This window comes from Pacificimonas flava (assembly GCF_000342165.1).
Lineage (GTDB): Bacteria > Pseudomonadota > Alphaproteobacteria > Sphingomonadales > Sphingomonadaceae > Pacificimonas > Pacificimonas flava.
Genome location: NZ_AMRV01000008.1, coordinates 31997 through 57654 on the forward strand (window position 1 = coordinate 31997; position 25658 = coordinate 57654).

The 25658-nt window shown below is 64.7% G+C and carries 37 protein-coding genes; 4 read left to right on the forward strand and 33 right to left on the reverse strand.

Annotated features, from left to right (window positions below; translation table 11 throughout):
- Position 1 precedes the first annotated feature (1 nt).
- Positions 2-760 (forward strand): nucleotidyltransferase family protein, encoded by a 759-nt coding sequence (locus C725_RS11165; RefSeq protein WP_038283072.1) that lies wholly within the window; start codon positions 2-4, stop codon positions 758-760.
- Here C725_RS11165 and C725_RS11170 read toward each other — a convergent pair.
- Positions 749-2077 (reverse strand): lipopolysaccharide biosynthesis protein, encoded by a 1329-nt coding sequence (locus tag C725_RS11170; RefSeq protein ID WP_008602996.1) that lies wholly within the window; start codon positions 2075-2077, stop codon positions 749-751. The two genes, C725_RS11165 and C725_RS11170, sit on opposite strands and share 12 nt — an antisense overlap.
- 162 nt (positions 2078-2239) lie before the next feature.
- Between C725_RS11170 and asnB the strand changes: the two genes are divergently transcribed.
- A complete protein-coding gene (asnB, locus tag C725_RS11175; protein ID WP_276324529.1) occupies positions 2240-4129 on the forward strand; it encodes an asparagine synthase (glutamine-hydrolyzing) in 1890 nt (629 codons plus the stop codon).
- Positions 4130-4169: 40 nt separating this feature from the next.
- On the opposite strand, the gene C725_RS11180 is transcribed toward asnB, so the two are convergent.
- The gene (locus C725_RS11180) at positions 4170-4895 is read right to left on the reverse strand and encodes an SDR family oxidoreductase (RefSeq protein ID WP_008603000.1); all 726 of its coding nucleotides are present in this window, start codon (positions 4893-4895) and stop codon (positions 4170-4172) included.
- 150 nt (positions 4896-5045) lie between these two features.
- Here C725_RS11180 and C725_RS11185 point away from each other — a divergent pair, with 150 nt between their 5' ends.
- A complete protein-coding gene (locus C725_RS11185) occupies positions 5046-5939 on the forward strand; it encodes an AraC family transcriptional regulator (protein WP_008603002.1) in 894 nt (297 codons plus the stop codon).
- Between the two features lie 38 nt (positions 5940-5977).
- Here C725_RS11185 and guaA read toward each other — a convergent pair whose 3' ends face one another.
- The 4 genes from guaA to C725_RS11205 all read right to left on the reverse strand — a co-directional run bounded on the left by guaA (position 5978) and on the right by C725_RS11205 (position 9883).
- Positions 5978-7537: a glutamine-hydrolyzing GMP synthase gene (gene guaA / locus C725_RS11190; RefSeq protein ID WP_008603004.1), complete on the reverse strand. Its 1560-nt coding sequence runs from the start codon at positions 7535-7537 to the stop codon at positions 5978-5980.
- A 68-nt stretch (positions 7538-7605) separates the two neighbouring features.
- Positions 7606-8214: a hypothetical protein gene (locus C725_RS11195; protein ID WP_008603005.1), complete on the reverse strand. Its 609-nt coding sequence runs from the start codon at positions 8212-8214 to the stop codon at positions 7606-7608.
- 83 nt (positions 8215-8297) lie between these two features.
- Positions 8298-8738 carry an acyl-CoA thioesterase gene (locus tag C725_RS11200; RefSeq protein ID WP_008603008.1) on the reverse strand — a complete coding sequence of 147 codons (441 nt, stop codon included), beginning with the start codon at positions 8736-8738 and terminating at the stop codon, positions 8298-8300.
- Positions 8735-9883, reverse strand: a complete 1149-nt coding sequence (locus C725_RS11205) for an iron-containing alcohol dehydrogenase (RefSeq protein ID WP_008603009.1) — start codon at positions 9881-9883, stop codon at positions 8735-8737. Before C725_RS11205 ends, C725_RS11200 begins: the two co-directional genes overlap by 4 nt.
- A 178-nt stretch (positions 9884-10061) precedes the next feature.
- On the opposite strand from C725_RS11205, the gene C725_RS11210 reads away from it, so the two are divergent.
- Positions 10062-10532, forward strand: coding sequence for a hypothetical protein (locus C725_RS11210; RefSeq protein WP_008603011.1), 471 nt, complete (start codon positions 10062-10064; stop codon positions 10530-10532).
- A 226-nt stretch (positions 10533-10758) separates the two neighbouring features.
- Here the strand turns inward: C725_RS11210 and rplQ are convergent, their stop codons facing one another.
- The 27 genes from rplQ to rpsJ form a co-directional block, all read right to left on the reverse strand.
- Positions 10759-11181 carry a 50S ribosomal protein L17 gene (rplQ, locus tag C725_RS11215; RefSeq protein WP_008603013.1) on the reverse strand — a complete coding sequence of 141 codons (423 nt, stop codon included), beginning with the start codon at positions 11179-11181 and terminating at the stop codon, positions 10759-10761.
- Between the two features lie 99 nt (positions 11182-11280).
- Positions 11281-12330 (reverse strand): DNA-directed RNA polymerase subunit alpha, encoded by a 1050-nt coding sequence (locus C725_RS11220; protein WP_008603014.1) that lies wholly within the window; start codon positions 12328-12330, stop codon positions 11281-11283.
- A 105-nt stretch (positions 12331-12435) separates the two neighbouring features.
- Complete coding sequence (gene rpsK, locus C725_RS11225; protein ID WP_008603016.1) at positions 12436-12825, reverse strand: 30S ribosomal protein S11; 390 nt, start codon at positions 12823-12825, stop codon at positions 12436-12438.
- A 12-nt stretch (positions 12826-12837) separates the two neighbouring features.
- On the reverse strand, positions 12838-13206 hold the full coding sequence (gene rpsM, locus C725_RS11230) for a 30S ribosomal protein S13 (RefSeq protein ID WP_008603018.1): 369 nt from the start codon (positions 13204-13206) through the stop codon (positions 12838-12840).
- A 357-nt stretch (positions 13207-13563) separates the two neighbouring features.
- Positions 13564-14217, reverse strand: coding sequence for an adenylate kinase (locus C725_RS11235; RefSeq protein WP_008603022.1), 654 nt, complete (start codon positions 14215-14217; stop codon positions 13564-13566).
- Complete coding sequence (secY, locus tag C725_RS11240) at positions 14214-15602, reverse strand: preprotein translocase subunit SecY (RefSeq protein WP_008603024.1); 1389 nt, start codon at positions 15600-15602, stop codon at positions 14214-14216. The genes C725_RS11235 and secY overlap by 4 nt, the downstream gene beginning before the upstream one ends.
- A gap of 81 nt (positions 15603-15683) precedes the next feature.
- On the reverse strand, positions 15684-16169 hold the full coding sequence (gene rplO / locus C725_RS11245) for a 50S ribosomal protein L15 (protein ID WP_008603026.1): 486 nt from the start codon (positions 16167-16169) through the stop codon (positions 15684-15686).
- A 202-nt stretch (positions 16170-16371) separates the two neighbouring features.
- Positions 16372-16560, reverse strand: a complete 189-nt coding sequence (gene rpmD, locus C725_RS11250; protein ID WP_008603028.1) for a 50S ribosomal protein L30 — start codon at positions 16558-16560, stop codon at positions 16372-16374.
- Between the two features lie 6 nt (positions 16561-16566).
- Positions 16567-17346, reverse strand: coding sequence for a 30S ribosomal protein S5 (rpsE, locus tag C725_RS11255; protein WP_008603030.1), 780 nt, complete (start codon positions 17344-17346; stop codon positions 16567-16569).
- Entirely contained in the window at positions 17347-17703 is a 357-nt protein-coding gene (gene rplR, locus C725_RS11260) for a 50S ribosomal protein L18 (protein WP_008603032.1), read from the reverse strand.
- A 2-nt stretch (positions 17704-17705) separates the two neighbouring features.
- Positions 17706-18233, reverse strand: coding sequence for a 50S ribosomal protein L6 (gene rplF / locus C725_RS11265; RefSeq protein WP_038283021.1), 528 nt, complete (start codon positions 18231-18233; stop codon positions 17706-17708).
- Between the two features lie 14 nt (positions 18234-18247).
- Positions 18248-18649 (reverse strand): 30S ribosomal protein S8, encoded by a 402-nt coding sequence (gene rpsH, locus C725_RS11270; protein WP_008603036.1) that lies wholly within the window; start codon positions 18647-18649, stop codon positions 18248-18250.
- A gap of 16 nt (positions 18650-18665) precedes the next feature.
- Positions 18666-18971, reverse strand: coding sequence for a 30S ribosomal protein S14 (rpsN, locus tag C725_RS11275; RefSeq protein WP_008603037.1), 306 nt, complete (start codon positions 18969-18971; stop codon positions 18666-18668).
- Between the two features lie 32 nt (positions 18972-19003).
- Complete coding sequence (rplE, locus tag C725_RS11280) at positions 19004-19585, reverse strand: 50S ribosomal protein L5 (RefSeq protein WP_008603039.1); 582 nt, start codon at positions 19583-19585, stop codon at positions 19004-19006.
- Positions 19578-19898, reverse strand: coding sequence for a 50S ribosomal protein L24 (gene rplX, locus C725_RS11285; protein ID WP_008603041.1), 321 nt, complete (start codon positions 19896-19898; stop codon positions 19578-19580). Before rplX ends, rplE begins: the two co-directional genes overlap by 8 nt.
- Position 19899: 1 nt before the next feature.
- Positions 19900-20268: a 50S ribosomal protein L14 gene (gene rplN, locus C725_RS11290; RefSeq protein WP_008603043.1), complete on the reverse strand. Its 369-nt coding sequence runs from the start codon at positions 20266-20268 to the stop codon at positions 19900-19902.
- 1 nt (position 20269) lies between these two features.
- Complete coding sequence (gene rpsQ / locus C725_RS11295) at positions 20270-20557, reverse strand: 30S ribosomal protein S17 (RefSeq protein ID WP_008603045.1); 288 nt, start codon at positions 20555-20557, stop codon at positions 20270-20272.
- 4 nt (positions 20558-20561) lie between these two features.
- A complete protein-coding gene (gene rpmC, locus C725_RS11300) occupies positions 20562-20768 on the reverse strand; it encodes a 50S ribosomal protein L29 (RefSeq protein ID WP_008603047.1) in 207 nt (68 codons plus the stop codon).
- Entirely contained in the window at positions 20768-21193 is a 426-nt protein-coding gene (rplP, locus tag C725_RS11305) for a 50S ribosomal protein L16 (protein ID WP_008603049.1), read from the reverse strand. Before rplP ends, rpmC begins: the two co-directional genes overlap by 1 nt.
- Before the next feature lie 69 nt (positions 21194-21262).
- Positions 21263-21958 carry a 30S ribosomal protein S3 gene (rpsC, locus tag C725_RS11310; protein WP_008603051.1) on the reverse strand — a complete coding sequence of 232 codons (696 nt, stop codon included), beginning with the start codon at positions 21956-21958 and terminating at the stop codon, positions 21263-21265.
- A 4-nt stretch (positions 21959-21962) separates the two neighbouring features.
- A complete protein-coding gene (gene rplV / locus C725_RS11315) occupies positions 21963-22340 on the reverse strand; it encodes a 50S ribosomal protein L22 (RefSeq protein ID WP_008603052.1) in 378 nt (125 codons plus the stop codon).
- A complete protein-coding gene (rpsS, locus tag C725_RS11320; RefSeq protein WP_038283027.1) occupies positions 22340-22615 on the reverse strand; it encodes a 30S ribosomal protein S19 in 276 nt (91 codons plus the stop codon). Before rpsS ends, rplV begins: the two co-directional genes overlap by 1 nt.
- Positions 22616-22624: 9 nt before the next feature.
- Positions 22625-23467: a 50S ribosomal protein L2 gene (gene rplB, locus C725_RS11325; RefSeq protein ID WP_008603056.1), complete on the reverse strand. Its 843-nt coding sequence runs from the start codon at positions 23465-23467 to the stop codon at positions 22625-22627.
- The gene (locus tag C725_RS11330; RefSeq protein WP_008603058.1) at positions 23467-23781 is read right to left on the reverse strand and encodes a 50S ribosomal protein L23; all 315 of its coding nucleotides are present in this window, start codon (positions 23779-23781) and stop codon (positions 23467-23469) included. The genes rplB and C725_RS11330 overlap by 1 nt, the downstream gene beginning before the upstream one ends.
- Positions 23774-24394 (reverse strand): 50S ribosomal protein L4, encoded by a 621-nt coding sequence (rplD, locus tag C725_RS11335; RefSeq protein WP_008603061.1) that lies wholly within the window; start codon positions 24392-24394, stop codon positions 23774-23776. Before rplD ends, C725_RS11330 begins: the two co-directional genes overlap by 8 nt.
- Positions 24395-24397: 3 nt before the next feature.
- Positions 24398-25117, reverse strand: a complete 720-nt coding sequence (rplC, locus tag C725_RS11340; protein WP_008603062.1) for a 50S ribosomal protein L3 — start codon at positions 25115-25117, stop codon at positions 24398-24400.
- Between the two features lie 150 nt (positions 25118-25267).
- On the reverse strand, positions 25268-25582 hold the full coding sequence (gene rpsJ, locus C725_RS11345) for a 30S ribosomal protein S10 (protein WP_008603064.1): 315 nt from the start codon (positions 25580-25582) through the stop codon (positions 25268-25270).
- Positions 25583-25658 lie beyond the last annotated feature (76 nt).

Here is a 25658-nt window from a genome sequence, read left to right on the forward strand (position 1 = left end):
CATGATCAGAAGCGCGCTTGTTCTCGCAGGCTCACGCGGGCCGCGCGATCCGGTCGCGGATTATGCGGGCGTGCCCCAGAAGGCGCTGGTCCGCATCGCCGGCCGTACCATGCTGGCGCATGTCACGCAGGTGTTGCGGCTTGCCGGCTTCGACCGGATCGCCGTGTCCGCTGGTGCGGCGGACGTGGCAGACGAAGTACGCCGTCTGGGAACGCAACTGATCGCACCGGGGCCGGGCCCGAGTGCCAGCACGGCGGCGGGCTTCGAGGCGCTTGGTGCGCCGCTCCTCGTCACGACAGCCGACCACGCGCTGCTGCGCCCGGAGTGGGTTTCGGATTTTATCGCGCGCGTTCCGGCAACCGCCGATGTCGCCGTGCTGCTGGCGCGGCGGGAATCGGTGGAGGCTGCTGCGCCGGGATCGAAGCGCACCTATCTGCGCTTTGCGGACGGCGACTGGTCAGGGTGCAACCTCTTCTATCTCGCGCATCCACGTGCGAGCTGCGTCATCGCGCTTTGGCAGCGTATCGAGCGCGACCGCAAGCGCCCCTGGCGAATCGTCAGACTGTTGGGGATACGGCCGCTGTTCCGCTATCTGCGCGGGACGCTGACACTGGCGGAGGCCGTGGCGCGTCTTGGCGAGATCGTCGGCGTCGAAGCGGCGGTCGTCGAATGTCCGGACGGCCTTGCCGCCGTCGACGTGGACAAGCCGGCCGACCTCGACTTCGTACGAGACCTCGGGGAAGACGCCTCAGGCGCCTGATCGGCGCGCGAGGTGGATGACGGCGGCGCCCAGCAGAACGGCGCCGACCAGCGAACCGGCAAAGACGCCCATGCTGGCGCCAGCCGCACCGAGCACCGGCAGCAGCGCGATCATGACGCCGATCTGAACCGAAACGGCGATGACACGCGCGACGAGCGCCGTCACCGCACGGTTGCCCGCCAGAAGCACGGGCTCGAATGCGACGACCGCCAGGTCGATCGAGCCTGCGGCCGCCAGCCACAGGAGAAGCGGGTAGGCGCGGACGAACGCTTCGTCACCTCCGACGCCGACGAGGAGCGGCTTTCCGACGAGCGCGATTAGGGCCAGAATGACGAGGGCGCCGGCACTGGTGGCAGCGAAAACGCGGGACAGGAGACGCGACAGTCTTTTGGGGGGCGCCGTACGAACGGCCTTCACCACCTCAGGGAATGCAGCGCGGGCGATAAGCTGCGACAACTTCGCCAACGCCTGCGCCAGTTGCAGCGCAAGGCGAAAGGCGCCGGCCGCCGTCGTTCCGACAAAACCGCCGACAAACAGGATCGGGATCTGCTTCGTCGACATGCCGAGCGTCGCATTGGCATTGGCGCTGAGCGAGAAGCGGACGATGTTGGGATTTTCACGCCGCGCCTCCGCCCAGTTGACGCGCGCATCGAAGATTCGCCGCAGGTCGCCGCTGCGGTGCAGGAACCACCAATAGGCTGCGGCCGTACAGACCTCTGCCGCCGCCCACCCCCAAAGAAACCCCTCAACGGTCGGCAGGAAGAACGCCGCGACGACGGCGCCGATGAACCGCACGGCCGGCGTGATGCTGTCTGCCGCAGCCGCCTTCGCGAACTGATCGCGCAGGCGCAGAATGCCGATGGGCGTCGAACGTATGGAAATCAGCTGCGCGGCCGCGAAGATCATCGTGTCGCGCATCAGATCCGGCCCGATGCTGAAACTTTCCCCCCATATGGAAAGGATCGCCGCCGCCATGCCGATGCCGACGACGGCGCTGCCGAGATCGACGAGGGCCGACAGGCGGAACAGCCGGCCGAGCGCGCCCTCGTCCCGGTTCTCCAGATGATCGACGCCGTAGCGCACGACGATCTGCCAGGTCTGAAAGGCGGCGAAGATCGCGATGGCCTGCGCCGCACCGGTGATGAGCGCGAACCGGCCAAAATCCTTTATGCCGAGCGCGCGCGTGGCGATTCCGAGATAGATAAGCGACAGCACCGCCAGAACGCCGCGGCTGGCAAGCATCCAGCCAAGATTCCGGGCCGCGGAGCGCACGCCGCTGGCCGATCGCTGGAACAGGGAGGTGAGGAAACGAAACACGGTTCGGGGGCCGTACTGGCAACGCCCGCGACGAACAAGCCCACGCCGGATCATGACACGCCGGATCATGACACGCCGGACGGGCAGCGCTATGTACGCCCCGCCCCTGCCCGCGAGCGCGCGGGGGACCCGCCCAAGCATCGGAGACGAACCATCTGCGGAATTGCCGGCTTCTATCCGCGCGGGGGCACGCCCGTCGCGGCCGCAACCATCGCCGCGCAGTGCGGGACCATCGTGCACCGCGGCCCCGACGATCAGGGCATCTTCACCGACGGCGATTTCGGCTTCGGCATGCGCCGCCTCAGCATCATCGACCTTGGCGGCAGCAATCAGCCGATCTTCAGCGAGGACGAACGCCACGTGATCGTCTTCAACGGCGAGATTTACAATTACCGCGCGCTGAGGGCCGAGCTTTCGGAGCGGGGACACCGGTTCCATACGGAGGGGGACACCGAAACCATCCTCGCCGGCTGGCGCGAATGGGGACGCGGCGTCTGGCAGCGGCTGGACGGCATGTTCGCCGCCGCGATCTGGGACCGAAAAACTCGCACACTCGCGCTCGCGCGCGACCGCACGGGCATCAAGCCTCTCTATATCAGCGAGCAGCAGGGCGGCCTTGCCTTCGGGTCGGAACTGAAGACGCTGACGGCGCTCCCCGGCCTCGATTTCACCGTGGATCCCCGGGGCGTGCACGATTATTTCAGCTTCGGCCACGCCCGCACACCGCGCTCCATCTATGCGGAGGTCCGCACCCTGCCGCCCGGCCATTGGCTGGAGATCGGCGCAGAGGGCCCGGCCGAAACGGGTGCCTATTGGACCCCGCGCTACCAGAGGCGGGAGGGACGAAGCGCGGACGAATGGGTGGAGGCCTTTCGCGAAACCTGGCTGCGGACGGTCCGCGACCAGATGCTCGCCGCCGATGTCGATGTCGGTGCCTTCCTCTCCGGCGGCGTCGATTCCTCCGCCGTCGTCGCGGCCATGGCGCGGCAGTCGGATCGTTCCATCAAGACCTTCACCATCGGCTTTCGCGAGGAGCGCTATAACGAGGCGCCCTATGCGGAGGCGATCGCACGGCACCTCGGCTGCGATCACACCACGCATATTCTGGAGGCGGAGGACGCGGCGACCGTGCTGCCGAAACTCCAGTCCGCCTATGACGAGCCCTTCGCCGATTCGTCCGCCATTCCGACATGGTATCTCAGCCGAATAGCGGCGGGAGAGGTGAAGGTGGCGCTGTCGGGCGATGGCGGCGACGAACTGTTCTTCGGCTATAAACGGCACATGACGGAGCGGCATGTCGGCCGCCTGCCCGCGCCGCTGCGCCGCGCCGCGCGGGCTTTCGCCGCCCTGCCGCCGCTGCCGATGAAGGCCGGCAACGCGGTCCTGCAGCGCTGGCAGAAGACCGCCCGCAGCGCGGGCCTGCCCGATGGCGGCGCACGCTTCTTCGCCAAGACCCAGATCACGCCGCCCGCGCTGCGCCGGCGCCTCTTCGCGGGAACGCAGCTTGAAGGCTGGGACGAGGAGGGCGCGATCGAGGCGCTGGCGGCGGAATATTATCCCGACATGGCGGCCATATCGGACGACACGCTGGAGCAGTTCGCCATGTGCGACCTCGCCCTGAACCTGCCCGGCGACATGCTAACGAAGGTCGACCGCGCCAGCATGGCGCATTCGCTGGAGGTGCGCGTGCCGATGCTGGGCGAGGATATCGTCGATCTCGCCCTCGCCATGCCGGCGGACGTGAAGCTGCGCGGGCGGACGGGAAAATATCCGGTCCGCAGGGCCGTCGAACCCTGGCTGCCGCCCGGCATTCTGGACCGGCGCAAGCAAGGCTTCCAGATCCCCATGGCGCGCTGGTTCGGCGGCGATTTCGGCGCTCAGGTCGAGGAAATCTGGCGGGAAAGCGGCATCGCGCAGTCCGGCTTCCTCAACCCCCGTGCCGTGGACACGCTGTTCGCCGAACATCGCAGCGGCCGGCGCGATCATGGCCGCTTCCTCTACGCCCTCGCCATGTTCGGCCTGTGGTGGACCCAGCGGCCGCGCGCCGTCTAAAACCGCCTTACGAGGCTAGCAGCGCGCGGCCCCGGCGGCGCTACATGTCGGCGGCAGTCGGGCGAACGACGATCTCGTTCACGTCGACACCCGCCGGCTGTTCCAGTGCGTAGCGAATGGCGCGCGCAATGGCGTCCGGCGTCAGCGACTTCTTGCGCCACTCCTCCAGCGCGCCGGCAACTTCCGGATCGGTGATGTCGCTGCCGAGTTCGGTGTCGGTTACGCCGGGGGAGACGATCGTTGCGCGAATATCGTCCTGTTCCTGCCGCAGCCCCTCCGTAATGGCCCAGACGGCATATTTGGTCGCGCAGTAGACCGCGCCGGTCGGCACGACGATATGCGCGCCGACGGAGGCGACGTTGACGATGTGCCCCGCCCCGCGGGCCATAAAGCGCGGCAGCACGGCGGCGATGCCGTTGAGGACGCCGTGAATGTTCACATCGATCATGCGGGTCCACTCGTCCCGCTTCAACGCGGCGAGCGGCGACAGCGGCATGATGCCCGCATTGTTCACGAGCACGTCGATCCGACCGAACCGCGCTTCGGCGGCGTCCGCAAACGCAGCGAAATCGGAATCGTCCGTTACATCCAGCCGGCGCCAGCCGACCTGATCGCCAAGCTCGTTCGCCAGCGCCTGCAGACGCTCGCTGCGGCGCGCACCAATGAACAGCTTCGCGCCCGCCGCCGCCAGTTCGCGGACGGTTGCCTCTCCGATCCCGCTCGATGCGCCGGTGATCAGGATGATCTTGTCGTTCAGTTTCGTCATTTCGGGTTCCTTTCGGCTTCGGGTTGATCCTTGAGAACCTGACACCCTGCGCCCCGCACCGTTAGACGGATCGCCCGAAGGATTTGCACGATCCTCCGAAATCTGGACGAGCCAATTGCCTTTACCCTCCAAATGAAGGATCGATCCAATATGCGAAGAATTACCGATCTTGCCGCCCTGATCGCGCGTCACGCGCCGCAAGAAGGGATGGCGGCGACGGCCGTGCCGGGCTTGTCGCTGATCCGGTCCGACAGGCCCACCGTGCCGGTTCCAGCCGTGTACGAGGCATCGCTTTGCCTGATCGCCCAGGGGTCGAAGCGCGTTTCCATAGCCGACCGTAGCGTCGTCTATGATGCCTCCCGCTATCTTCTAGTGTCCGTGGACCTGCCGCTCATCGGGCATATTCTGGAGGCGAGCGCGGAGACGCCCTATCTGCGCTGCAAGATCGACCTCGACATGACGATGCTTGCCGACCTGCTGGTCAGCGAAGGACGGACCGAGAAGAGCGACCTGCCGGCGCTCGCCGTGTATTCCGGCGATGCCGATCTGACCGACGCGGCGTCGCGGCTTGTTGCCCTGCTGGAGACGCCGGCCAATATCGCGACGCTTGCTCCCCTGATCGAACAAGAGATTCTTTATCGCCTGCTGACCGGTCCGCACGGGGTCATGCTGCGCCACATCGCGTCGACGGGCAGCCATTTGAACCAGATCACGCGGGCAATCGCCGCCATTCGCGGCGGCTTTCGGGAGCGTCTGCGTATCAAAGATGTCGCGGAGGCGGCGGGGATGAGCCCCTCATCCCTGCACGCGCATTTCAAAACGATTACGCGGATGACGCCGCTGGAATATCAGAAGCAGTTGCGTTTGCAGGAGGCGCGTCAATTGATGCTGGCAGAGGGTGTCAGCGCAGGCTCGGCCGGATTCTCCGTCGGCTATGACAGCCCGTCGCAGTTCAGCCGCGAATATCGCCGTCTGTTCGGCGCCCCGCCGCAACAGGACATCGAACGCCTGCAAAACGCGGGCGCCTACCTCCAGGCGGTGTGAGGCGACGGCAAACGCACCGGTGCCCCCCTGTGAGCCGCTTATTCCCACTCAATCGTGCCGGGGGGTTTCGAGGTGTAGTCGTAGACGACGCGGTTGATGCCCTTCACCTCGTTCACAATGCGGGTGGCGACGCTGGAGAGAAAGCTGCCATCGAAGGGGTAGACGTCCGCCGTCATGCCGTCGGTCGAGGTCACGGCGCGCAGGCCGCAGACGCGGTCATAGGTGCGGTAATCGCCCATGACGCCGACCGTCCGCACCGGCAGCAGCACGGCAAAGGCCTGCCAGATCGCGTCGTACAGGCCAGCCTTGCGGATCTCCTCCAGATAGATGCGGTCGGCCTTTCTGAGGATGTCGCAGGCCTCCTTCGTCACCTCGCCCGGGATGCGGATGGCAAGACCGGGTCCGGGAAACGGATGGCGGCCGACAAAGGCGTCCGGCAGGCCGAGTTCGCGGCCCAGCTCGCGCACCTCGTCCTTGAACAGCTCGCGCAGCGGCTCCACCAGCTTCATGTTCATGCGTTCCGGCAGACCGCCGACATTGTGATGGCTCTTGATGGTCACCGACGGCCCGCCGGTGAAGCTGACGCTTTCGATCACGTCCGGATAGAGCGTGCCCTGCGCCAGGAAGTCGGCGCCGCCGATCGTCTTCGCCTCGGCCTCGAACACATCGATGAAGGTCTTGCCGATGAACTTCCGCTTCGCCTCCGGATCCGTCACGCCGGCAAGGCCTGCCAGGAACATGTCCTCCGCGTCCACATGGACGAGCGGGATGTTGTAATGGCCGCGGAACAGGCCGACCACCTGGCTCGCCTCCTCCGCGCGCAGAAGGCCGTGATCGACGAAGACGCAGGTCAGCTGGTCGCCGATCGCTTCGTGGATAAGGACGGCGGCCACGGCCGAATCGACGCCGCCGGACAAGCCGCATATGACCTTTCCGTCACCCACCTGCTCACGGATCTCTGCGATCTTCTGCTCGCGAAATTCGGCCATCGACCAGTCTTCGGCGATGCCGCAGACATGGCGCGCGAAATTGGCGATCAGCTTGCCGCCGTCCGGCGTGTGCACGACCTCCGGATGGAATTGCATGCCGTAGAACTTGCGGCCCTCGTCCGCGACGAGAGCGAAGGGTGCGCCCGGCGATTTCGCCACGACCTCGAACCCCTCCGGCAGCGCACGCACCTTGTCGCCGTGGCTCATCCACACCTGATGCGTTTCGCCCGGCTTCCAGAGCCCGTCGAACAGGGTGCATTCGCCGACGACCTCAAGAAAGGCCCGTCCGAACTCGCCGCTGTCGCCAGCCTCCACGCTGCCGCCGAGCTGGTTCGCCATGACCTGCTGGCCGTAACAGATGCCGAAGATGGGGATGCCCGCCTCCAGCAGATATTGCGGCACGGACGGCGCGCCCTCGACGGTGACGCTCTCCGGCCCGCCCGAAAGGATGATGCCCTTCGGCTTCAGGCGCTCGAAGGCCTCCTCGGCCTGCGTGAAGGGCGCGATTTCGGAATAAACGCCGGCCTCGCGAACGCGGCGGGCGATAAGCTGGGTGACCTGGCTGCCGAAATCGACGACCAGGATGGTTTCTGCGGGTGTCACGGTCATGCCCGCGCGGATACGCGGGCGCGCGCGCCGAGTCTAGCGAGGGCGGACGAGATTCCCTGCGATGCGGTTCAATCGCGCAGGGCGCTACGCTCCTCGAACCGGAAATCCGTGACGAGACCGTCGTCGGCACGGCACGCGAAGCGGGCATCCTCCCGGCGTTCCGCCCGCGCATCGTCGATGGCGACGATGCCGGCGACACGGTACTCCCGATCTGCCCGGTCGACATCGTCGATGCGCCAGAGCCGCGCCTCCGCACCGTAGCGGCTACCGAGTGCCTCGGCCTCCCTGGCGCAGGCGTCGATCGCCGCGCGCTCCGAGGGGAAGCGCCGCGCATAATCCGCGTCGGCATAGGCCCAGCCATCCTCGTCCTGCCAATCCGCATCAACACCGGTGCTGTCGGGGAACGGCGGATAGACCGGATACCCGTCGTCCGGACCGGCCACCGGATAGGGCGCGGGCGGCGCGGGCGGATCTGCGCGGCGAACGTCCCGGTCCTTCTTGCCTGCACTGGCGATGGCGATGATGCCGCCCACGACCGCAGCGCCGATGATCGCATCGCCGACGTCGAAACCGTCACCGCCCCTGTGACGCCGGTAATCGCGATGGCCGGCGCTCGCAGCGGTGGCAAAGCCGGCGGCGATCAGCGTCAGGACGATCAGAAGGCGAAGAGCGGACACGGTACGTCCCCCAGAATCTCGGTCGGCGCGGAATTGCGGCTGGCCGCAAATTCGACCTCCGCCCCTGAATTCGTGCTGAACGATCAGTCCCGAACGAGGAGCGCCTGCAACGCGGCGCGCCAGTCCGGGCCAAGGGGCCTCGGCCGGCGTGTTTCGCGGTCGACGTAGACATGGACGAAGAAACCCTCTGCCGCGGGCTCATCACTCTGTTCCGCGAAGATGCCGACCTGATAACGCACGCTCGAATTGCCGATCCTGCTGACGGCCACACCGGCCTCGATCCGCTGGGGAAAGGCGAGCGAGGCAGCGTAGCGGCATCCCGTCTCGACCACCAGACCGATGGTTTCGCCCGTCTCTATGTCGAGAAGTCCGGCCTCGATCAGATGCGCGTTCACCGCCGTGTCGAACCAGGAATAATAGACGACATTGTTCACATGGCCGTAGACGTCATTGTCGGACCAGCGCGTGACGATCGGGCGGAAGACGGGATAGGCGCCGCGCGGGCTCAGCGGTGCGCGGCTCAAAGCGCGGCCTCATACAGTCGGCGGGCATCCGACTGCGTGATCTCGCAGGGATTGTTGATGAGGAGCCGTTCCTGCTTCATCGCCTCGGCGGCGAGGAGGTCAAGGTGAGACGCGTCCACGCCCACATCGCGCAGGCGCGGGCTGAGACCGGTGTCGGCTGCGATCTGACGCAGCGCCTCTACGAAGCCCTGCGCCCGGCCCTGCGTTCCGAGACTGCCGAGCCCTGGATCCACCTCTATCGCCAGATCGGCGTAAAGCTCCATCGCCGCGCCCATATTGTGGCCGAGGACGTGCGGCAGCATCAGCGCGTTCGACAAGCCGTGCGGAACGTGAAAATGCCCGCCGAGCGGGTAGGCGAGCGCATGCACGCCGGCGACCGGTGCGTTCGAAAAGGCGACGCCCGCGAGATGTGCCCCGAGCAGCATCTGGCCCCGCGCCTCCCGGTTCTCAGGCTCATCGCAGGCCAGGCGAATGTTGCGGGACAGAATGCGCAGCGCTTCCCGGGCGAGAGCGTCCGACAGCGGGTTCTTGAGGCGTTTGGAGGTGAAGGCCTCGATCGCGTGCACCATCGCATCGATCCCCGTCGCCGCGGTGACGGCGCGCGGCAATCCGATGATCAGGTCGGCATCGAGGACCGCCCAATCGGCATAGAGCGCTGGGGACACGATCCCCTTCTTCTCCGCGCCGCCCACGGTCAGGATCGCGATCGGCGTCGCTTCCGACCCTGTCCCGGCCGTCGTCGGCACGAGAATCAGGGGGAGACGTTCGCCCTCGGCCCGATCGACGCCGTAAATATCCTCCAGCGCGTCGCCGCTGCCGAGAAGGTAGGCGGCGGTCTTCGCGACGTCCATGGGACTGCCCCCGCCGAACCCAACCACGCTGGCCGCGTTCGCGGAACGCGCAGCGGCAACGGCCACCTCCACCGTAGCGGCACTGGGATCGGCCTCGACAGCGTCGAAGACGATCGCGGCGCGGCCGGACTCCTCCAGCGCCGCAAGCGCGCGGTCGGTCAGCCCCAGGCTGCGAAGACCGCTGTCGGTCACGAACAGGACAGGCCCCTGCGGCAACAAATCCATCGCAGCGGTCGCGCTGCCCGGACCGGACCGAACGCGCGGTCCGTAGTGAAATGAGAAATCCGTCTGCATGGGACAGGAATGTCCGAAGCCGGTTAACCTTGCAAGTCTGCGGCGAGACGAGGATTCCCGGCGATAAAACCCCCACAACGAAACGTTAAGACATGTTATGCCATTGTCGTTAGCGCAAACGGCCGAGTCGCGGCCTGCGAGTCGCGACGCTCCGGCCACGAGGTTCGGGGGTTCATCAATGTTGCTCGCCACGCACAGCAGCGCAGCCGTAGAAGAACGGCTGCACGATCATTTCCAGGGATCCGGCGAGGCGGACATCGACAAACAGACGCGCGCTGTTTTCGAATCCCTGGCGCGCGACATGCCGCTCCGCATGGCCGCGGCCGAACCGGAATACAAACCGAACCTCTCCAGCGCGGCCATCCGCCTCCGCAGGTTCGTCAGCTTCTATCCGGCCTTTGCCAACGCAGCGCTCTTCACCCTGACCGGACGGATGCTCGCGACGACGGAACTGCGCGAATGCCGGGTGCATGTGACCGAGCGTTCCATGTTCGATGGGCATCTGAAAGCCGGCTATTGCGGCGTCAGCTACGATGAGGGACTGGCCCGCATCGTCGGTGGTGAGGGAAGCGATGCGCTGATCTATGCCGGCGTCGCCTGCCCCTTCGACCGCGCGACCTGCGGCGTGGTCGTTGCGCGCCTCTGCTAGGGTCGCCTTTCTCCGATATTTAAAGTTTCTGAAGTCGGTCGCAGCGGCATCATTCCGCCATGACGGCTGACGGCCGAAGACCTCAGCGATCCGATGCTTGAATGCAGTTTCGATTTTGACATCTCGGTCGTCACGGCTGCATCACCACGGCGCCCTCTTCGCCGCAAACAGAAAGGGCCGGCGAACTCTCGCTCGCCGACCCTCCTTTATCTCGGGTTGTTATAGCTTACGCCGCGTCTTCCAGCTCTTCGTCGGTTTCGACCGGACCGGAATCCTGACCCTTGGCCTCTACATCGCGGTCGACGAACTCGATGAACGCCATCGGCGCCGAGTCGGACGCGCGCATACCCGCCTTGATGATCCGCGTGTAACCGCCCGGGCGGTCCGAGTAGCGATCCGCAAGGACGTCGAACAACTTCACGAGTTGGGCGTCGTCCATCAGCCGGCTCATGGCGAGGCGCCGGTTCGACAAACCGCCCTTCTTGGCCAGCGTGACCAGCTTCTCCACATAAGGACGCAGCGCCTTTGCCTTGGGGAGCGTGGTCTTGATCTGCTCGTGCTTGATCAACGCGGCGGCCATGTTGCGCAGCATGGCAATGCGGTGGCTGCTGGTGCGCTGCAGCTTGGCCTGTCCGTAACGATGACGCATAAAACTTCACTCCTGTTCGTACGCAGGCCGTTCCAGGTACCTGCGGACGGGCGGCCTTTCGATAGAGGGCGGCCGCCCCGAAACCCGAACCCGCGACTTTTAGCCGAGCAGATCCTGCTCCAGCTTCTTCGCCATTTCCTCGATATTCTCCGGCGGCCAGCCCGGCAGATCCATGCCGAGACGCAGACCCATGGAGGAGAGGACTTCCTTGATCTCGTTCAGCGACTTGCGGCCGAAGTTCGGCGTGCGAAGCATTTCGGCTTCCGACTTCTGCACCAGATCGCCGATGTAGATGATGTTGTCGTTCTTTAGGCAGTTCGCCGAACGGACGCTCAGCTCCAGTTCGTCCACCTTCTTCAGAAGGTAACGATTCATCTGTGCCTCGTCGTCTTCCTCGCCGGTCGTGGCGGCGGTCGACGGCGCGGCCTGGATGGCGCTCGGCTCCTCGAAGTTGATGAAGAGGGCAAGCTGATCCTGCAGGATGCGCGCCGCATAGGCGACAGCGTCGTCCGGCTTCACCGTTCCGTCCGTCTCGACCGTCAGGACCAGACGATCATAGTCGAGCTCCTGCCCGACGCGGGCATGTTCAACCTTGTACGACACCTGGCGGACCGGCGAGTAGAGCGAGTCGACCGGAATAAGACCGATGGGCGCATCGGCGGCGCGATTGCCCGCAGCAGCGCGGTAGCCCTTTCCGGCATCCGCCGTCAGCTCGAGATTCAGGCTGGCGCCGTCGTCGAGGTGACAGATCACATGCTCCGGATTCATGATCTCCATGTCGCCGGAGACGCGGATCTGCCCGGCAGTGACTTCGCCCGGCCCCGTTGCGGAAAGCTGAAGCCGCTTCTGCTCCTCGCCTTCCATGCGAAGGGCGATCTGCTTGACGTTGAGGACGATGTCCGTGACGTCCTCGCGCACACCCGGCAGGGACGAGAACTCATGCAGGGCGCCATCGAGCTTGATGGACGTGATTGCCGCACCCTGCAGCGAGGAGAGGAGGACCCGGCGCAGCGCGTTGCCGAGCGTCAGGCCAAAACCACGCTCGAGCGGTTCGGCGACGAATGTCGCCTTCTTGCGGCCGTCGGTCGACTTGGTCTCCAGGGCGGTGGGCTTGGTAAGTTCCTGCCAGTTCTTTGCGTTGACTGCCATTTAGTCCTGTTCCCTTCGGGAGAAATGTTCATGCCGGTCGGGGCGGAGAGCCGCCCCGGACCGGTGGGCACCGCGCGGCAGGCGTCCCTGCCGCCCGGCGGCGGATCAGACGCGGCGGCGCTTCGGCGGACGCACGCCATTGTGCGGGATCGGCGTCACGTCGCGAATCGCGGTGATCGTGAAGCCGACGGCACTGAGGGCGCGCAGGGCCGATTCGCGGCCCGAACCGGGACCACGCACCTCGACCTCGAGGGTGCGGACACCGTGTTCCTGGGCCTTGCGACCCGCATCTTCGGCGGCGACCTGGGCGGCATAGGGCGTCGACTTGCGGCTACCCTTGAAGCCCATCATCCCGGCGGAGGACCAGCTGATCGCGTTGCCCTGGGCGTCGGTGATGGTCACCATGGTGTTATTAAAGCTGGCGTTCACGTGCGCGACGCCAGAGGTGATGTTCTTGCGTTCGCGGCGGCGAATACGCTGCGGTTCTCTTGCCATGAAGCTGGACCCTTACTTCTTCTTGCCGGCGATCGGCTTCGCCTTGCCCTTGCGGGTACGGGCGTTGGTGTGCGTGCGCTGACCGCGAACCGGAAGGCCGCGGCGGTGGCGCAGACCGCGATAGGAGGCAAGGTCCATCAGACGCTTGATATTGATCGAACGCTCACGGCGAAGGTCACCCTCAACCATGTAGTCGGTATCGATCATCTCGCGGATCTTGATGACTTCCTGATCGGTCAGGTCCTGGACGCGGCGCTCGCGCGAAATGTCCAGCTTCTTGACGATATCGAGCGCACTGGTGCGACCGATACCATGAATGTAGGTCAGGGCAATCTCGACGCGCTTATTCGTCGGGATGTTGACGCCCGCAATACGTGCCACTTGGTGTATCTCCTCAGCTCCACAGCCCGCGTGGGCGCGCGGCCTATCTCACAGCATTGCACCGGCATGGGCGATGGCCCGGCCGGCGCCGATGATTTGGTTTTGATTCCGGATTGCTCGGAAGCAGGCGAGATAGGGGCGGGACGGAGCGAAGTCAAGCGATCCGCCGGGCGATTCTCGTCAAAATCGGATTATAGTTCCCAATGACCAATCCGACGCCCTGATTCTAGCAGGAAAGAGCGTCAGCGAAAAGACCCGGTCCGGCCGGCGCCCCACGAAGCGCGCCTTCCAGCTCCGGCTGCGGACCGACACGAAGCGGCGCGACCGCGGCCTCTCCCTGGATCTAGGGGTGCCGGATCAATTCGCTCCGTCGAGAATGAGCAGAATCGCCTGATGGACATCCTCCATCGCAGCCATGCCGTCCACGCGGCTGACCATGCCCCGCGCCTCATAGAAGGGCAGGATCGGCGCCGTCTTCTGATTATATTCATCCAGGCGTGTGCGCACGGTCTCGGCATTGTCGTCGGGACGGCGCTTGAACGCGTCCGCGCCGCACACGTCGCATTTGCCGTGGACCTTCGGCAGCTTGTACCGGTCGTGATAGCCCTCCCCGCAATTGGAGCAGGTGAAGCGGCCGGTTACTCGGTCGACAAGAGCTTCGACATCGATCTCCAGCTCGATGACGTGGTCGAGCTGCATGCGCTTGTCGGCAAGCATCTCCTCCAGCATCTCGGCCTGGCGCTGCGTGCGCGGAAATCCATCGAGGATGAAGCCCCCGCGCGCGTCGTCGGCGTCCAGACGTTCGGCGATGATGTCGGCCACGATCTGGTCCGACACCAGTTCGCCCGCCTCCATCACGGCCTTCGCCTTCAAACCGACGGGCGTTTCCGCCTTCACTGCGGCGCGTAGCATGTCGCCGGTGGAAAGCTGAACCATGCCGCGATCCCGCTCGAGAAGCGCGGCCTGCGTCCCCTTGCCTGCGCCCGGCGGGCCCAGCAGAATGATGTTCACCGGCGCTTACCCCTTAGCTTCGCCTTCTTGATGAGGCCCTCATACTGGTGGGCTAGCAGGTGCGACTGAATCTGCGCAACCGTGTCCATAGTGACATTTACCACAATGAGGAGGCTGGTACCGCCGAACATCAGCGCAATGCCCAGGCTGCCCATGACCGCTTCGGGGATAAGGCAGATCAGCACCAGATAGGCGGCGCCTACAAAGGTGATCCGGTCGAGTACGAAGCTGAGATACTCCGACGTGCGCTGGCCCGGCCGAATGCCCGGGATAAAGCCGCCCTGCCGCTTCAGATTGTCGGCGGTGTCGTCCGGATTGAAGACGACCGCGGTGTAGAAGAAGCAGAAGAACGCAATGCCCGCGCCGTAGAGGAACATGTAAAGCGGCGTTCCGTGCTGCAGCGCCGCCGTGAGACCCAGCATGAAATCGTTGAACGCACCACCGCCGCTCGTCACGGGCTGCCCCGGCGCGGCCGCCGCGCCCTGCCCGGAGAACTGCGCCACGGTCAGCGGCATCAGCAGGATCGATGAGGCGAAGATCGGCGGTATGACGCCGGCGGTGTTCAGCTTCAGCGGAAGGTGCGAGCTTTCGCCCTGCGCCGGACGATTCCGTGCCACCTGACGCTTCGGGTACTGGATCAGGACCCGCCGCTGGGCGCGCTCCATGAAGCAGATGAACGCGATCGTGGCGAGCGCGCCCACGACGATCAGGATCACCGTGAAATCGCCGATGGCGCCGGTCCGGTTCTGCTCGAAGATGCCGACGAACGCACCTGGCAACGTGGCGACGATGCCGGCCATGATGATCAGCGAGATGCCGTTGCCGACGCCACGCGCGGTGATCTGCTCGCCCAGCCACATCAGGAACATCGTGCCGCCGAGGAGCGTGATCATGGTGGTGATGCGGAAGAACCAACCCGGATCGATGACGGCGGACGAGGTGCCGCCCCAGCCCTCCAGGCCGACGGCGATACCGTAGCCCTGGAACAGGGTGAGCGCCACCGTGCCCATGCGGGTATATTGATTGATCTTCTTGCGGCCGGTCTCGCCCTCCTTCTTCAGCTGAGCGAGGCTCGGCGAAAGGGATGTCATCAACTGCACGATGATGGAGGCGGTGATATACGGCATGATGTTGAGCGCGACGATCGACATGCGCTCCAGACCGCCGCCCGAAAACATGTTGATATAGTCGAGGACGCCGCCGCGCGTCTGGTTGAACAGCAGCTCAAGCTGCACCGGGTCGATGCCCGGCAAGGGCACGAAGGTGCAGAGCCTGTAAACGATAAGCGCGCCGATGGTGAACCACAGACGCTTCTTTAGATCGGAGGCTTTGGAAAAGGACGACCAGTTCAGACCGGCCGCCACCTGATTGGCTGCTGATGCCATAAGTTTAACGCTTCCCGCTCATATCCACCCGGAGGAACATAGGGTGGCGGCACGGTGGCCGCCACTCCGTACCCGGCAGGATTACGCGTCGGCCGCTTCGCGCTGCTTGGGACCGACGGTCTGCGTGACCTTGCCGCCGGCGGCCTCTACAGCCGCGAGCGCACCCTTGCTGGCCCGGGCAACGGTCAGTTCGACCTTCGCCTTCAATTCGCCCTTGGCGAGCAGGCTGACGCCGTCCTTGCCGCCGCGCACCAGGTTCGCCTTGCGCAGATCGTCTTCGCTGATCGCACCCGCCTCCAGCTTGCCGGCGTCGATCGCCTTTTGCAGCATGCCGAGGTTCAGTTCCGCATAGTCGCGGCCGAACGGATTGTTGAAGCCGCGCTTCGGAATCCGCATGTGAAGCGGCATCTGGCCGCCCTCGAAACCCTTGATGGCAACGCCGGAACGGGCCTTCTGACCCTTGTGGCCGCGGCCGCCGGTCTTGCCCTTGCCGCTGCCCTCGCCGCGGCCCACACGCATGCGGGACTTACGGGCACCGGGATTGTCCTTGAGATCGGAAATTTTCATGTCTTGCACTCGCTTTCGCTTTTGTTCGCGCTGATAGGATCCCGCCGGCAAACCGACCCTGGGGCCGGACTTTCGTCATGGCAGGCATGGGGGCGAATCCCCCGTGAATAAAGCTTCGCCCGGCGAATAGTCCGTTCGCCGGGCGAAAGCCAAGTCCAATTTGCGATCCTACCGGGAAAACCCGGCCAGTCCGCGGGCCGGATCAGTCCTCGATGATCTGCGCCAGGTGCGGCACGCGGGCCACCATGCCGCGAACGGCAGGCGTGTCCTCGAGCTCGACCTCACGGTGCAGCTTGCCGAGGCCGAGGCCCGTCAGCACCTTGCGCTGATCCTTCGGACGGCGAATGGGTGAGCCCACCTGCCTGACCCTGATCGTCTGCTTCTTCGCCATCTGATCTTACTCCGTAACCGCTTCGGCTTCGGCTTCCACCGCGCCGGGCTGGATGTCGTCGCGGCGGGCAACCAGATCAGCGATCTTCTTGCCACGGCGCTGCGCCACCGTTTTCGGGCTGTACTGGTCGCCCAGCGCCTCGAAGGTTGCGCGGATCATGTTGTACGGGTTCGACGTTCCGACCGACTTCGTGACGACGTCGGCAACGCCGAGGCTTTCGAACACGGCGCGCATCGGACCGCCGGCAATGATGCCGGTACCCTGCGGGGCGGAGCGGACGTGCACCTTGCCGGCGCCAAAGCGGCCATAGCCGTCATGGTGCAGCGTGCGCCCATCGCGCAGCGGAACGCGGACCATGGCCTTCTTGGCCGCCGCCGTCGCCTTGTTGATCGCCTCCGGCACTTCGCGCGCCTTGCCGTGACCGAAACCGACGCGGCCCTTGCCGTCACCGACGACGACGAGCGCGGCGAAGCCGAAGCGCTTACCGCCCTTTACCGTCTTGGAGACGCGGTTGATGTGAACCAGCTTCTCGATCAGCTCTTCACCGGTCTCCGCATCGCGATTGTCGCGGCCGCGGCCACGGCCACCGCCGCGATTGTCGCGGCCGCCACGACCGCCGCCGGGGCCACCACGCCCACGTCCGCCGCCGGGGCCGCCACGACCGCCGCCTGGTCCGCGACGTCCGTCATGCTCGGACGGGCCGCCCTGCGGATGTTCGGCTGCCGGCGGGGCAGCGTTCGGCGTCGGCTCGCTCGCCGTGGGTGCCGGGGTCTGTTCGTCAGCCATTTAAAACTCCAGTCCGCCGTCGCGCGCGGCATCCGCCAGCGCCTTCACACGGCCGTGAAAGATGAATCCGCCGCGATCGAACACGACCTTTTCGATACCAGCTTCTTTGGCGCGCTCGGCAATACGCTTGCCGACTTCGGTCGCTGCTGCGACGGTCGCGCCGCCGTCCTTCCGGGCGTCCTTCTCGAGCGTCGAGGCGGAGGCGACGGTGCCACCTGCCGTATCGTCGATGATCTGGGCATAGATATGCTTCGAAGTGCGATGCACGGAAAGCCGCGGACGTACGCCCGATTTCGCCTTCAGGGCGCTGCGCACGCGCCGGCGACGCCGCGCGAATGGGGTCAGCTTCTCTTTCATGGCTACTTCTTCTTGCCTTCCTTGCGGTACACATATTCGCCGCGATACTTGATGCCCTTGCCCTTATAGGGTTCCGGCTTGCGCCAGCGGCGGATCTCGGCGGCAACCTGGCCGACCTGCTGCTTATCGATGCCCGAAACCTCGACCGTCGTGTTGTCGGGCGTCTTGATCTCGATCCCCTCGGGAATATCGAAATCGATATCGTGCGAGTAACCGAGCTGCAGCTTCAGCGTCTTGCCCTGCGACTGCGCACGATAACCGACACCGGAAATCTCCAGCGTCTTCGTGAAGCCTTCGCTGACACCCGTCACCAGGTTCTGCACCAACGTGCGCTGCATGCCCCAGAAGGGACGCGCCTTCGCCGTCTGCGGGTTCACCGCAATCTCGCCGTCCGCGATCTTGTATTCGATCTCATCGCGAACCGGCATGGACAGCTCGCCCTTCGGTCCCTTCACGGAGAGCGTCTCGCCGCTAAGGGTCGCCGTGACGCCATCAGGCATCGCCACCGGCCTTTTTCCAATGCGTGACATGTTTCGCTATCCCCTTAGAAGACCTGGCAGAGCACTTCGCCGCCGACATTCTGCTCGCGCGCCTCGGCGTCCGACAGAACGCCCTTCGGCGTCGAAACGATGGTGATACCCAGGCCGGAGCGCACCTTCGGCAGTTCCTGAGCGCCGGAATAGACGCGCAGACCCGGCTTCGAAACGCGCTGCAGATACTGGATGGCCGGCTGGCCCTCGAAGTACTTCAGCTCGATACGGGTGAAGGCCTTCTTCGCGTCGCCGACATCCTCGTCGCGAAAGCCGCGAATATAGCCTTCGCGCTCCAGCACGGAGAGAACGTTCTTGCGAAGCTTCGACGTCGGAGTGACGATCGAATCCTTCTTGGCCTGCTGGCCGTTGCGGATGCGGGTAAGCAGGTCCGCGAGCGGATCGGTCATAGACATATGCTCTGTCCCTTCCTTACCAGCTGGACTTCGTGACGCCGGGGATCAGGCCCTTGTTGGCCAGTTCCCGAAGCATGATGCGCGACAGACCGAAGCGGCGATAATAGCCGCGGCTGCGGCCAGTAAGCTCGCAGCGGTTGCGAACGCGCGTCGGGTTTGCATTCCGGGGAATTTCCGCCATTTTCAGGCGAGCCATCAGACGCTCGTCGTCATCCTTCGACGTGTCTTCGGCCACAGCCTTCAGACGGGCATACTGCCCCGCATATTTCTTGACGAGACGCTTGCGCTTCTCGTTCTTGTTCACCGAACTCAGTTTCGCCATGACTTAAGTTCTCTTTCCTTTCAGGACCGCCCTCAGGCCGCCTTCTGCTCGTCGCCGTCTTCACGGATGAAGGGCATGTTCAGATGGCGCAGCAGCGCCCGGCCTTCATCGTCCGTCTTGGCGGTCGTCGTGATGATCACATCCATGCCGCGCACTTCGTCGACCTGGTCGTAGTTGATCTCCGGGAACACGATCTGCTCCTTGATGCCCATGGCATAATTGCCGCGGCCATCGAAGCTCTTCGGGTTCACGCCGCGAAAGTCGCGGATACGCGGCATGGCAATGTTCACCAGCCGGTCCAGGAATTCCCACATGCGCTGACCACGCAGCGTCACCTTGACGCCGATCGGATTGCCTTCGCGCAGCTTGAAGCCCGCGATGGACTTCTTCGCCTTGGTGACCACCGGCTTCTGGCCGGCGATCCGGGTCATTTCCGCCACCGCGTTGTTCAGGTGCTTCTTGTCGTCGACCGCCTTGCCGACGCCCATGTTCAGCACGATCTTTTCGATCCGCGGCGTCTGCATCTCGTTCCGGTAACCGAACTCTTCCTTGAGAGCGTTACGGACCGTGTCCTCATAGACCGTCTGCAGGCGCGGTTTGTAATTCTCAGCCATTGATGACCTCGCCACTCTTCTTGGCGACGCGCACCTTCTTGCCGTCGCGGATTTCGAAGCCCACGCGCGTCGGCTTGCCGGTCTTCGGATCCTCGAGGGCAACCTTGGAGATCGCCATTGGGGCCTCGAAGCGGTCCAGGCCGCCCTGCGGGTTCGCCTGCGTCGGCTTGCGGTGACGCGTCGCGACGTTGATGCCGCTGACGACCACCTTGCCGTCCCTGGGCAGAACCTGGGTCACGTCGCCGTGCTTGCCCTTGTCCTTGCCGCTGAGAACGACGACGCGGTCGCCCTTCTTGATCTTCGCGGATGCCATTTTACAAAACCTCCGGCGCCAGGCTGATGATCTTCATCAGGCCCTTGGCACGCAGCTCGCGAGTGACCGGCCCGAAGATACGGGTGCCGACCGGCTCGGAATTGTTGTTGATCAGCACGGCCGCATTCGTGTCGAAGCGGATGACGCTGCCATCGGGACGGCGGATGTCCTTCGCCGTGCGAACGACGACGGCGCGGTGCACGTCGCCCTTCTTCACGCGGCCGCGCGGCTGCGCTTCCTTCACGGAAACGACGATGGTGTCGCCGACGCCGGCAAAGCGGCGCTTCGAGCCGCCCAGCACCTTGATGCACTGAACACGCTTCGCACCGCTATTGTCGGCCACTTCCAGGTTGGACTGCATCTGGATCATGTCAGTTCGCCCCTTCCGTGGTTACGCCGGTCGTCGCGGCAACATCGGCGTCCTTGCCGGCCTTGCCGATAACCCGCCAGGTCTTCGTCTTCGACATCGGCGCGCACTCCTCGATCCGGACCACGTCGCCGATGGAGAACTCATTGTTCTCATCATGCGCGTGATACTTCTTCGAGCGGCGGATGATCTTCCCATAGAGCGGGTGTTTCACCCGGCGCTCGATGAGGACGGTCACCGTCTTGTCGGTTTTGTCGGACACAACCGGTCCGGCCATGATGCGCTTCGGCATGCCCTTACCCTTCCGCCTGAGCGCGGCTGCGCTCGGTCTGCAACGTGCGGATCTGCGCGATGGTGCGGCGCACCTCGCGGACCCGGCTCGGCTTTTCAAGCTGACCGGTTGCCGACTGAAAGCGCAGGTTGAACTGCTCCTTCTTCAGCAGCGTCAGCTCCTCGTTGAGCTGATCGTCGGTCTTGCCCTTAAGATCCTCGATCTTGGCCATCAGTACTGCTCCATCTCGCCAAGGCGGCGCACAACCTTCGTGCGGATCGGCAGCTTGGCAGCGGCGCGCTCGAACGCGACCGAGGCCAGCGCCGGCGGCACGCCGTCCAATTCGAAAAGAATACGGCCCGGCTTCACGCGCGCGGCCCAATATTCCGGCGAACCCTTACCCTTACCCATGCGGACTTCCGCGGGCTTCGAGCTGACGGGTACATCCGGGAAGATACGGATCCACAAGCGCCCCTGGCGCTTGATGTGACGAGTGATGGCGCGGCGCGCGCTCTCGATCTGGCGCGCGGTGATGCGCTCGGGTTCCATGGCCTTCAGCCCGATGGAGCCGAAGTTCAGTTCGGTCCCACCCTTGGCATTGCCATGGATGCGCCCCTTATGCGCCTTCCGGTATTTGGTGCGTTTCGGTTGCAGCATTTCACTAGCCTTCTGACAGGAAAAGAGGTCCTCGATCAGGCCGTACGCCGCGGTATGGTCCGTATGGACTTACCGCGCCGGCCGGACCCCCGATGTCTGTGCGTCCATCATGGCCTTTTCCTGGGCGAGCGGATCGTGCTCGAGGATCTCGCCCTTGAAAATCCAGACCTTCACACCGCAGACGCCGTACGCGGTGTGCGCCTCGGCCTCTGCATAATCGATATTCGCGCGCAGCGTGTGCAGCGGCACGCGGCCTTCACGGTACCATTCGACGCGCGCGATCTCCGCGCCGCCGAGACGGCCGCCGCAAGTGATACGGATGCCTTCCGCGCCCAGACGCAGCGCCGATTGCACGGCGCGCTTCATGGCGCGGCGGAACGCGATCCGGCGCTCCAGCTGATCGGCGACGGACTGCGCAACAAGACGTGAGTCGACCTCCGGCTTGCGGATCTCGACGATGTTCAGCGACACGTCGCTGGTCGTCATCGCCGCGATCTTCTTACGCAGCTTATCGATATCGGCGCCCTTCTTGCCGATGATCACGCCCGGGCGTGCGGCATAGACGCTGACGCGGCAAAGCTTGGCCGGACGCTCGATCACAACCTTCGAGATCGCCGCCTGCGGCAGCGTCTTCATGATGAAGTTGCGGATCTTCAGATCCTCGACCAACTGCTTCGAATAGGCGCCGCCATCCGCGAACCAGCGGCTGTCCCAGGTGCGGTTGATCTGCAGGCGCAGCCCGACGGGGGAGCTTTTGTGACCCATATGCTTAGTCCTCGTCCGTCTCACGCACCACGATGCGGATGCGGCTGAAAGGTTTCACGATCTTGCTGGCGCGGCCACGGGCACGCGCATGCCAGCGCTTCATCGACAACGCCTTGCCCACGGAGGCTTCGCTGACGATCAGCGCGTCGACATCCAGATTGTGATTGTTTTCCGCGTTCGCAATGGCCGAGGCCAGAACCTTGGAGACCGGAGCCGCCATCGCCTTGTTGGAAAACTTCAAGATGTTCAACGCGTCTTCGGCCTTCTTCCCGCGGATCAGACCCGCGACAAGGTTCAGCTTCTGGGCGGATCCGCGTACGGTCGTGCCGGTAGCCAGCGCCTCGCGATCGCCGACGCGGCGGGGATTTGCTGCCTTGCCCATTAGCGCTTCGCCTTCTTGTCTGCGCCATGGCCGAAATAGGTACGCGTCGGCGCAAACTCGCCAAGCTTCATTCCGACCATATCCTCGTTGACCGACACGGGAATGAATTTCTTCCCGTTATACACGTTGAAGGTCAGACCGACGAACTGCGGCAGGATCGTGGAGCGGCGCGACCAGGTCTTGATCGGCGTACGCTTCGACGCTTCCTGCGCCTCATCGGCCTTCTTCAAAAGGTGCAGGTCCACGAACGGACCTTTTTTGAGTGAACGTGCCATAGCTAGTCCTTACCGCCCCTTCTTGCGCGCGTGACGCGAGCGGATGATCATCTTGTTGGAATCCTTCTTCGGATCCCGCGTCTTGGCGCCCTTCGTCGGCTTGCCCCACGGGGTCACCGGATGACGACCGCCGGACGTACGGCCTTCACCGCCGCCATGGGGGTGATCGACCGGGTTCTTGGCGACACCGCGCGTCAGCGGCTTCTTGCCGCGCCAGCGATTGCGCCCCGCCTTGGCCAGCGTCTGGTTCGAATTGTCCGGGTTGGACACCGCACCGACCGTCGCCATGCAGTCGCCGCGAACGTAACGCGTCTCACCCGAACCGAGCCGGATGATCGTCATGCCGCGATCCTTGCCGACCACCTGCGCGTAGGTTCCCGCCGAACGCGCCAGCTGACCGCCCTTGCCGGGCTTCAGCTCGACATTGTGGATGATCGTACCGACGGGCATTTGGCCCGTTTCCATCGCATTGCCCGGCTTCACGTCGACCTTCTTGCCGGCGACGATCTTGTCACCGACGTTCAGACGCTGCGGCGCGAGGACGTATACCTGCTCGCCGTCGCCGTAGCTGACGAGCGCGATGAAGGCCGTGCGGTTGGGGTCATATTCCAGACGCTCCACCGTACCCTCGACGTCCCACTTGCGACGCTTGAAGTCGATCACGCGGTACTTGCGCTTGTGACCGCCGGAGATGCCCCGCGATGTCACGCGGCCGGTGTTGTTGCGACCGCCGGACTTCGTCAGCCCCTCGGTCAGCGCCTTGACCGGACGCCCCTTGTGCAGGTGCGAGCGATCGACCAGCACCAGACCGCGACGGGCCGGGCTCGACGGGCGATATTGCTTCAGTGCCATTAGTTAACTCCGCTCGTCACGTCGATCATGTCACCCTCTGCCAGGGTCACGATCGCCTTCTTGACGTCCGTGCGCGTGTAGGGGCGACCCTTCCAGCGCTTCGTCTTGCCCTTGGCAATCAGGGTGTTCACGCCCGTCACCTTCACGTCGAACAGCGCTTCGACCGCCGCCTTGATCTGCGGCTTCGTGGCGTTCTTCGCGACCTGGAAGGCAACCTGGTTATGTTCGGACACCATGGTCGACTTTTCGGTGATGATCGGAGCGCGGATCACGTCGTAATGCGACAGCGCCGGTGCAGCTTTCGTGTCAGCCATTGAAGCGCGCCTCCAGCTTTTCGACCGCGGCCTTGGTCAGGACCAGCGTGTCGTGGTTGAGGATGTCGTAGACGTTCGCACCGGCGGTCGGCAGCACGTCGATGTGCGGCAGGTTCGCGGCAGCTTTCTTGAAGCCCTCGTTCGTCTCGGCATCGATGAAGAGCGCGCGCTCGAAACCGAGCTTGCCCAGCGACTCCTTCAGGGCCTTGGTCTTGGCATCCTTCAGGTCGAGGTCCTTCAGGACAACGAGCTTGCCCTCGGCGGCCTTTACGCTCAGCGCCGTCTTCAGGCCGAGCACGCGCACCTTCTTGTTCAGGCTCTGCTCGAACGTACGGGCCTTCGGACCGTGCGCCTTGCCACCGCCGACAAAGATCGGGGCCTTGCGGCTGCCGTGACGAGCACCGCCGCCACCCTTCTGCCGCCCAAACTTCTTGGACGTACGCGCAACATCACCGCGCTCGCGGGCCGCTCGGGCCATGCCGCGGCGGTTCGCAAGCTGCCACGTAACGACGCGGTGCAGGATGTCCGGACGCGCTTCGAGGCCGAAGATTTCCTCGGGAAGCTCGATGTCGCCGGACGCCTTGCCGTCGAGGCTCTGCATCTTGACCTTCATGGTTTAGGCCTCCGCGCTCTCGGCTTCAGCAGCCGGAGCGTTCGTGTTGGCGCCGCGGATACCCGCCGGGAACGGCAGGTCGGCAGCGTGCTTCTTCTTCACGGCATCCTTGACCGTCAGCCAGCCGCCCTTCGCGCCGGGCACGGAGCCCTTCACGAAGATCAGCCCGCGATCCGCGTCGATCTCGACGACTTCAAGGTTCTGCTGCGTGCGATTGCGGTGACCCATATGGCCGGCCATCTTCTTGCCCTTGAACACCTTGCCGGGGTCCTGGCACTGACCGGTGGAACCATGCGCACGGTGAGAGATCGAGACACCATGGCTGGCGCGCATGCCGCCAAAGCCCCAGCGCTTCATGGCGCCGGCAAAGCCCTTGCCCTGCGTGCGACCCGAAATGTCGACCTTCTGACCCTTCAGAAAGTGATCCGCGCCCAGTTCGGCGCCGACGTCGACCAGCGCGTCATCGGACACGCGGAACTCAACGACACGGGCCTTCGGCTCCACCTCGGCCTTGCCGAAATGGCCGCGCTGCGGCTTATTCACATTCTTGGCCTTGGCCGTTCCCGCGCCCAACTGGACAGCGGTATAACCGTCAACGTCGACGGTGCGGTGCGAAACGACCTGACACCCCTCGAGCGCCAGAACCGTGACCGGCACATGCCGCCCATCGTCCTGGAACAAGCGGGTCATGCCCATCTTTTTCGCGATCACGCCGGTACGCATGATCCGTTCCTTCCTTAACAGAGGCCCCTGGCGCCAAGCTCATCCTGACGGGGGCGTGCCCAACATAATGCTCCGGCTGTCGAGGGCGCCGGCCCCGTCTTCGCCGCGACGCCGACCGGCGCCCCGACTGAATTCCTGTCGCTCAGGAGCTTAGGCGCCGAGCTTGATCTCCACATCGACACCCGCCGACAGATCGAGCTTCATCAGCGCATCGACCGTCTGCGGCGTCGGCTGGACGATGTCGAGAAGGCGCTTGTGCGTCCTCATCTCGAACTGCTCGCGGCTCTTCTTGTCGATGTGCGGGCCGCGATTGACCGTGAACTTCTCGATCTTCGTCGGCATCGGGATCGGACCGCGAACCATCGCGCCGGTGCGCTTCGCCGTATCGGCGATCTCACCGGTGGCCTGATCCAGCACACGGTGATCGAACGCCTTCAGGCGAATGCGGATGTTCTGCGTTTCCATGCCTACTGCCTCAAACCTTCAAACAAAAAGAACCGGGCCGGTCCGTTCGCTCCAGGGCGCCGGACCGGCCCGCTTC